Here is a 7,295-nt window from a genome sequence, read left to right as displayed (position 1 = left end):
CTGTGCCGAGACAGGATAGTTGGAACCAGCGTGGTGTGGTGACCTGGCGGTTTCGACCCTGCGGGACACGCTTGTTGGAACCATCTGGTCACGTTTCTTGCAACCTGCAGTGGATTGCCATTCATGTTGGAACCAGTTCCGGACATCCCGGGCTCGCGGGGTCCGCAGCCGCTCTCCTGAGAGATATGGAACCGATCGAGCGCGTACGCAGGGCAGCGGGTACGGCGGGGATGACAGCGGTTCAGCCGTTGTGGTCACACCGCGCCGCTTGGGACGAACTTCTCGTCCCGGTCTCCGTAGAGGCCGGCCGGGGCGGCCTGGCCCTGGGCGAGGGCTGGACCGAGCGGTGGACGGTGACGTGGAAGACCAGCGGCGATCAGGTGTCCTGTCCGGTGCGGGACCTCGTCCGGACGCCGATGGTGGACGGTGATCCGATCCGCTGCTTCTCCTGGCAGCGGGACCAGCGCCATCGGCCCGGCCTCCAGTTCCTGGTCAGCACCGGCCGCCATCACGGCGCCGAGAGCCTGGAGGAGGCCCGGCTGCTGCAGGCGCTGGACTTCGCCGGGGACCTGGTCGACGTCGTCTCGCAGCCGATGAGGCTGCGGTTCGACACTGAGGACAAGCGCCGGAGCCACACACCGGACTTCCTCGCTGTGACCCGGCAAGGGGTCTGGCTGATCGACGTGCGCCCGGAACCGCTGATCGAGGAGAAGGACCGGGAGTCCTTCGCCGCGTCTGCCGAGGTCGCCCTGGCCTGCGGCTGGCACTACACGGTGGCCGCCCGCTGGGGTGACCACATCTGCTCGGCCCTGGACGCGTTCTCCTCGCAACGGCGACCGTTGTCCGACCCGCTGGGGCTGCGGCCTGCGCTTCTGGAGTCCGCGCGGCAGGGCCTGACGTTCGGCGAACTCGCGGCCTCAGCTGCCTACGAGCCCTTGGCCCGGGCTCAGCTGCTGCACTTGCTCTGGCATCGGCGACTGGGGGTCGACCTGGCCGAGCCGCTGGCCGACCGCTCGGTCGTGGTGGTGGCTCCGGGAGCGGTGGCGTGAGGGCGACGGGGGCGGTGCTGGACCTCTCACCCGGGGCAGGGGTGGTGCTGGACGGTGCTGAGTGGACGGTCGAGCGGCGTGAGCCACACCTTGGCCGGGTCCAACTCGTCGCCGCCGACGGTGTCCGTCAGCGGGTGAGCTTCCGGTTCTTGGCCAACCACCCGGGTTGTCGGCCGTCTTCGCGAACAGCGTCTGCCGGTGCCGACCGGGGGCGCCAGTCCAAGACCGTCGAAGACCTGAAAGAGGGGCGGCTGGCGCTCGTTGAGCTGAGGATGGCTCATCTGCTGGAGGTGGCGACCGGGTTCCGCAGCGGCGAACCGCTGCGTCCGGGACCGGGTGAGCCCAAGCCCGAGTACGACCCGGACACCACGACCCTGACGGGCCGTCGGCGGGCGAAGGCGGCCGAGCTTGCCGCCTTGGACAGGCAACAGGCGAGACTGCTGGGGCTGGATGCGGTCAGCGTCCACACCCTGATCCGGTGGGAGACCGGGCGGCGAAAGTTCGGGTTGATCGGGTGCGCGGACGATCGCTGGCTGCGGGAGAGCGGCGGGCATCGGACGGTGACGGAGGAGGTGCGGGAGGCGATCCTCGCGGTCCGTGAGGAGACCCTGCGCGGGGCGAAGGTTTCCATGCGCACGAAGGACCGCATGATCCGCCAGTACGTCCGCGAGACCTTCGACGCGAAGGATCCGGAGACCGGCGAGGAGCCCGAAACGGCGACGGAGGTGCCGAGCTACCGGACGCTCTGCCGGGTCTGGAAGGAGTGGTTCGGCGCCGGCGGCGCGCGTCAGCGCTATGCGCGGTCGGCCGAGCTGCCGATGAAGAACGGGCACGTGGTGGTCCACCGGCCGGGCCAGGTCGTCGCGCTGGACACCACGGTCCTGCCGGTCATGGTGCGCGACGGCGTCTTCGGCGATCCGGTCAAGCCGCATCTAACGATCGCCCTCGACACCTACACGCATTCGCTGGTCGCGTTCCGGCTCACGCTGGTCTCCGACACCGCAGTGGACGTCGCGATGCTGCTGCGGGACGTGATGATGCCGCTGCCGATGCGCGCGGACTGGGGCGAGGAACTGGAGTGGCCCTACCCGGGCTTGCCCGCGGCCGTGGTCTCGGAGTTCGCTGGCCACAAGGTCGCGGGCCTGCCCTTCTTCACCCCGGAGACGGTGACCACCGACCACGGGTCCGTCTATCGCAACCACCACCTGGTCGAAGTCCAGCGCGTGCTCGGCTGCAACATCCTTCCCTCGCGTGTCCTTCGCCCGCAGGACAAGGCCGCCTGCGAACGGGCTTTCGGCACCTGCCGGCAGTTGCTGTTCGAGCTGCTGACCGGCTACACCGGGGTCGACGCCGCCGACCGCGGCGCCGATCCGGCGGCCGACGCGGTGCTGACGGTGGACGAGATGGAACACCTGATCGCCACCTGGATCGTCTCGCACTGGCAAAAGCGCCTGTTGGGCGAATACGCCCCCAGCTGGGATCCGGAAGGGATCCACAGCCCGAACTCCCTGTTCGCAGCCTCGTTCGCGCAGGCCGGCCTCGCGATGGAGATCCCTTCCCCCGAGCTGTTCTACGAACTGCTGCCGCCGCACTACGTGCGCATCGATGCCCGGCGCGGAGTGAAGATCCGCGGGCTTTGGTACGACGACCAGGAAGTCCTGCGCGACTACCGGGGCCAACGCTCGACGCGCGGCGGCAAGCACAAGGGTCAGTGGCTGATCCGGCGCGACCCGCGCGACCGCCGGGCCGTCTTCTTCCAGGACCCGATCACCCATGCCTGGCACTCCCTGCGTTGGACTGGCCTGCCGGCGGTCGGGCAGATGCCGGCCTTCGGCGACGCCCGCGTCCGCGACCTGCTGAAGAAGGCCGAAGCCTGCGGGATGAAACCCAAGACCGACACCGAACTGCTGCCAGTGCTGCTGGAACTGATCGGCTCCAAGATCCCGGTCAGCCAGTGGCCCACCCAGCTGAACAAGTCCCAACGCACCGAGCACGCTCGCGAGGTCGCCCAGGCCAAAGCAGCCGAGAGCGACCGCCCCGCACCGGCGTCCGCGCGGGCCGGGAGCGGGGACGAGCGGGCGACGGTGACCGAACTGCAGTGGCCGCAGCGCGCCCGGCAGACCCAGGAGAGCCTCGACGCCGAGCGCCGCCGCAGGCGAGAGGCCGCCGTCCCCGGCGCCCCGAGGATCCCGCCCCCGCTGGGGTCCAGTTTCCGGGAGGGCAACGTCTTCCTGCTGCCCGATGACGACCAGAGCAACGAGGAGGGGCCGCGGTGACCGGCTGGCCGGACGAGGAGGAGAGCCCGATCGTTCCGTTCCTGCGGGTCGGGTCGCCCCCGGACCGCACCAGGTGGGAGGGCTGGCAGCAGTGGCGGCAGATCCGCGACACGTTCGTCCCCGCCCCGCGGCTCTCGCTGCGGGAGTACGCCGATCTCAGTCCCCGGCGCCGCGGTCTGCACGACCTGCACCGCACTGCCACGCACGTGAATATGCGCCTCCAGGAGACGCCGATGAGCATGCGGGTCTCCAACCTGATGCGCGGGCGCCTGGAGAACAACGCGGTGAAGTTCATGCCCGGCACCCGCGACGGCCTGATGATCAACGGCGGCGGCTTCCAGGGCAAGACAGAGACCGCGTGCTCCGCTGCGGCGATCTTCGAGGACCTGTGGCGCTCGGTCCACCGGCAGGTCCTCCCGGACCAGATCCAACTCCCGGGCACCCGGGATGTGTTCGTGCCGGTCGCCTACTGCCGGCTGCCGGTCCGCGCGACGCCGAAGGCGTTGTGCAAGACCATCCTGGACATCTACGGAGACCCCCACCCCAAGAACCTGGACGACCTGATCCGCTCGGTCCGCGACGCGGTCAGGGACCACAACACCACCGCGTTGCTCATCGACGACGTGACCAGACTCCGGCTCCACCGCAGTGACGACCAGGACACCCTGGACCTGATCCGCGAACTGATGGACCAGAACGTGACGCTGGTGCTGATCGGCGTCGACATCCCCAACTCCGGCCTCCTGCGCGGCGCCTACATCGACCCGCGCACCAAGCAGTGGGTCTTCCCCGACGTCAAATGCGGAAAGAGCCACAACGAAGCCGCCTCTACCCAGACCGAGCGGCGCTTCGACATGGTCGACCTCGACCCGTTCGACTACACCACCCCAGCCGGGATCACCGCCTTCCTGGACCATCTCGCCGGGATCGAGGACCAGCTGCGGCTGTTCCGTTCCTTCGACGGCATGCTCACCAAGGGCGAGATGCCCGAGTACCTCTACAGGCGCACGCACGGCATCGTCGGCCTGCTGCGGCGGCTGATCGAGGACGGCTGCACAGAGGCGATCACCAGCCGTGAGGAGAGACTGACCCCGGAACTGCTGGCCAGGACATCCATCCGCCTGGGCAACCTCGCCGACCTCGACCCCGAGGCCGGCGAGATCCCCGAGATCCCGAAGGATGTCCCGATGCCTCGGCAGAGGAACCGCAGGCCCCGCAATACCGTCTTCGACGACCGCGGCGACAGGCCGGCCGCCGATGGCTGAGAGCACCAGACCGACTGGGCGGCCCCTTTCCCGCAGCCTGGACCCGCTGCCAGGTGAGTCCCTCGGCGGCTATCTCCGGCGGCTCGCCCACCGGCACCGTCTCTCACCCATCCAACTGGCTCGCAGGATCGGCACTACCGCCCCAGCGGCCACGCTCCTGGGACGCCGGCTCCTGTTGGACCTCGACATCGGCGGCTTCGCCCGCATGACACGCCTGAGCAGCGACGAAGCCCTCTCGCTGACGTTTGTCCCCTGGTCGGACCGCTACCCGCCCATCGCACGGGCGCTTCGCCGCTCGATCTCCGGTTCCCGTGAAGACTGGCTGTTCAACAATCTTCCCCGCTACTGCCCGCAGTGCCTGGCCGGCGACGGCAGCCCCATCCAGCAAGAGCACGGCGGCCCCTGGAAGAAGCTCTGGCACCTACCGATCGCTTTCGCCTGCCCTGACCACCGCGTCTTCCTGCGGCACGCATGCCCGCAAGCCCACCAGCTCACGCGCACGATCACGGACCTGATCACCCAGACCGCAGACAGCACCTTGCACCCCGCCCAGTGCCGTCTCCCAGCCGTGGGCCAGACCCGGTCGCAGGGACGGACAGTCCCCTCCTGCGGGGTCCGGCTCGACCAGCTCGAACACGACGGCGGACTCCGCCCAGACTTGCCCATGCTGAACACCCAGCAGCGGCTCCTGGACATCCTCGGTCCCGACTACCCACCCGAGGACGCCGTCTCCTACTTCACCGACCTGCGTGTGCTTGTCGCACTGCTCTGCGCGTCCTGGCCGCTCGGGCAGGAGCTGATCCCGACCGGAGCACGCGAAGGGGTCGACGCGCACATCCACGCACTCGGGTCAGGCCAACGCCAAGCCCACGACCAACCCCCTCAGGACTCAACCGCAACAGCGGGAATCCTGACAGCGGCCGCCGCCCTCCGCGAAGCCCCCAACCTTCTCGACCTTCTGGACCAGCACACGAAGTCGGTCAAGAACGGCCCGCCCAGCCGGATTCCCTGGACCTATGTCTTCGAACGCCACGGCTCCACGTGCTCGGCGCTCGTGCGGCAAGCCGCCGCCCCTGCTGTTCGCTCATACCGACGCACCGGACCCCACGGAACGCGGGTCCCCGACCGCACCAACGGCTACCGTCCCGAACACATCCCCGCCTTCCTGGAGGAGCGCTGGTATCAGGAGCATCTCGCACCACTCCAGATCAACGCGGAAGCGAAGTCCGTACGCCGCCTCGCAGCCGTTCGCCTCGTCCAGCAGACATCTGGCGGCGCACAGGGTGACGCCGCAGACTTCCTCGGCATCAGCCCCGCCGGCGGCCAGTTCGCGGCCACGAGCACGCTCATGCGGTGGCTCAAGACGGGGCAGGATGCCTTCAACGCCGCTCTGCACAACCTGGCCGAAGAACTCGACCGCGCATCAGACCCCACCAACTACCAGCGCCGACGCGAAGCACTGCGGGACTGGTCCCTGCCACCCGAGACCTGGCACGAGATCATCATCGCCCTTCCGCCCGTCCCGGGCCCCGTCCGTCCCGGCCTGGACGACCGAGTGCGCCAGGAAGCGTCCGCGTTCATCTGGGCCTATGCCACCGGCGGCGAGCCGCTCTACGCGCCACGGCACATCGAATCCGAACAACCCCCGGACACTCGCCAAGCCTGGCGGCAGCGCCGGGCGAACACCTGGTTCCAGCTCGCACGCCCCGACGCTCTGAACCACTACACGGCCCTACGCGGACTCCTCTGTCAGCATGGCGACGCCCTCATCGAGGAGATCGAAGAGGGCACCAGCATGCCCATTCGCTAGGTTCTGTCCGCTCCGTCAGCGGCGCCCAGCCGCACCCGGTGACGCTGGAGGTCGACCTCGGCGACCTTCACCGTGATCAGCTCGCCTTCATCGACAAGCTGATCTGGAGTCTCGGCCGGGTCGTCAGTCAGCTCAGAGAGGTGAAGGAATCCCACAACGTCTGGAGCAAGCTGCACGAACACGCCAAAGGGAACGATCTTGGTGATCGGCCCAGTGAGGATTCGGCCGACCTGACCCGCAAACCGAATGAGTGGATCTTCCTGCAGAGCCTTCAACGAGAGCGTGACCTGACCGGAGCGCGTCTCGGCGGTGATCACCTCTGCGGTGATCCGCTGGCCGGCTTCGACTGCTTCGGAGGGGTGGTTGATCCAGCCCCACGTCAGGTCTGGCACCCGGATGAAGCCGGTGCACAGGCCGTCCGGTTCGGCGTCGATGTGAACGAAGACCCCGAAGTTGTGAACCTCGGAGACCGTCCCCGCGACAACCTGCCCTCGTTCGAGCGCGAGGAGGAAGGACCGCAAGGCCGGAATCTCGCACGCCCTGGAGGAGAGGTGAAGCTGACCCCCGCGCCAACGCCCGATCTCCTCGGCCTCGATCTCCTGGCCGACCTCAAACAGCTCGGATGGATGCTCCATCCGACGCATCGACGCCTCCTGCCGAGGAATCCGACCGATCTCGGCTTCCTCTCCTTCGGCATCCACAACCTGCACCAGGACGTCCGCTCCGTCGAACCCGGTCACCTTCACCGTTCTCACGGCCCCCGGCCGGAGCTGGTTGATCAAGGACTGCATGCGAGGGTCAGGGGCTGGCTCGGACATGGAGGTGAGCCTAGTCGGCGCCAGCCGCACTGGTTCCAACTCCCGTGACCAGGTTCCAACTAGCGTGTCACGGCTCA

5 protein-coding genes are annotated in these 7,295 nt (G+C 68.5%); 4 read left to right on the top strand and 1 reads right to left on the bottom strand.

What is annotated here, in order from left to right; all coding sequences use genetic code 11:
- Positions 1 to 230 precede the first annotated feature (230 nt).
- The 4 genes from ACIQIB_RS39050 to ACIQIB_RS39035 are packed head-to-tail and all read left to right on the top strand — an operon-like array spanning position 231 to position 6,400.
- Positions 231 to 1,049 (top strand): TnsA-like heteromeric transposase endonuclease subunit, encoded by an 819-nt coding sequence (locus ACIQIB_RS39050; RefSeq protein WP_400764171.1) that lies wholly within the window; start codon positions 231 to 233, stop codon positions 1,047 to 1,049.
- Between the two features lie 41 nt (positions 1,050 to 1,090).
- Positions 1,091 to 3,325 (top strand): transposase, encoded by a 2,235-nt coding sequence (locus ACIQIB_RS39045; protein WP_400764168.1) that lies wholly within the window; start codon positions 1,091 to 1,093, stop codon positions 3,323 to 3,325.
- Entirely contained in the window at positions 3,322 to 4,590 is a 1,269-nt protein-coding gene (locus ACIQIB_RS39040; RefSeq protein WP_400764166.1) for an AAA family ATPase, read from the top strand. Before ACIQIB_RS39045 ends, ACIQIB_RS39040 begins: the two co-directional genes overlap by 4 nt.
- Positions 4,505 to 6,400 (top strand): TniQ family protein, encoded by a 1,896-nt coding sequence (locus ACIQIB_RS39035; RefSeq protein WP_400764164.1) that lies wholly within the window; start codon positions 4,505 to 4,507, stop codon positions 6,398 to 6,400. Before ACIQIB_RS39040 ends, ACIQIB_RS39035 begins: the two co-directional genes overlap by 86 nt.
- Here the strand turns inward: ACIQIB_RS39035 and ACIQIB_RS39030 are convergent.
- Complete coding sequence (locus ACIQIB_RS39030; RefSeq protein WP_400764174.1) at positions 6,397 to 7,191, bottom strand: S1 RNA-binding domain-containing protein; 795 nt, start codon at positions 7,189 to 7,191, stop codon at positions 6,397 to 6,399. The genes ACIQIB_RS39035 and ACIQIB_RS39030 overlap by 4 nt on opposite strands.
- Positions 7,192 to 7,295: the final 104 nt, after the last annotated feature.

Source organism: Kitasatospora sp. NPDC092286 (genome assembly GCF_044755565.1).
Classification (GTDB): domain Bacteria; phylum Actinomycetota; class Actinomycetes; order Streptomycetales; family Streptomycetaceae; genus Kitasatospora.
The sequence above is the reverse complement of the archived record's forward strand: the minus strand, read 5'-3'. Positions and strand labels throughout refer to the sequence as shown.

Bases quoted from the DNA above. Each gene is read 5' to 3' on its own strand.
- ACIQIB_RS39035 (WP_400764164.1), top strand. From the start codon at position 4,505: ATGTCCCGATGCCTCGGCAGAGGAACCGCAGGCCCCGCAATACCGTCT.
- ACIQIB_RS39030 (WP_400764174.1), bottom strand. From the start codon at position 7,191: ATGCAGTCCTTGATCAACCAGCTCCGGCCGGGGGCCGTGAGAACGGTG.
- ACIQIB_RS39050 (WP_400764171.1), top strand. From the start codon at position 231: ATGACAGCGGTTCAGCCGTTGTGGTCACACCGCGCCGCTTGGGACGAA.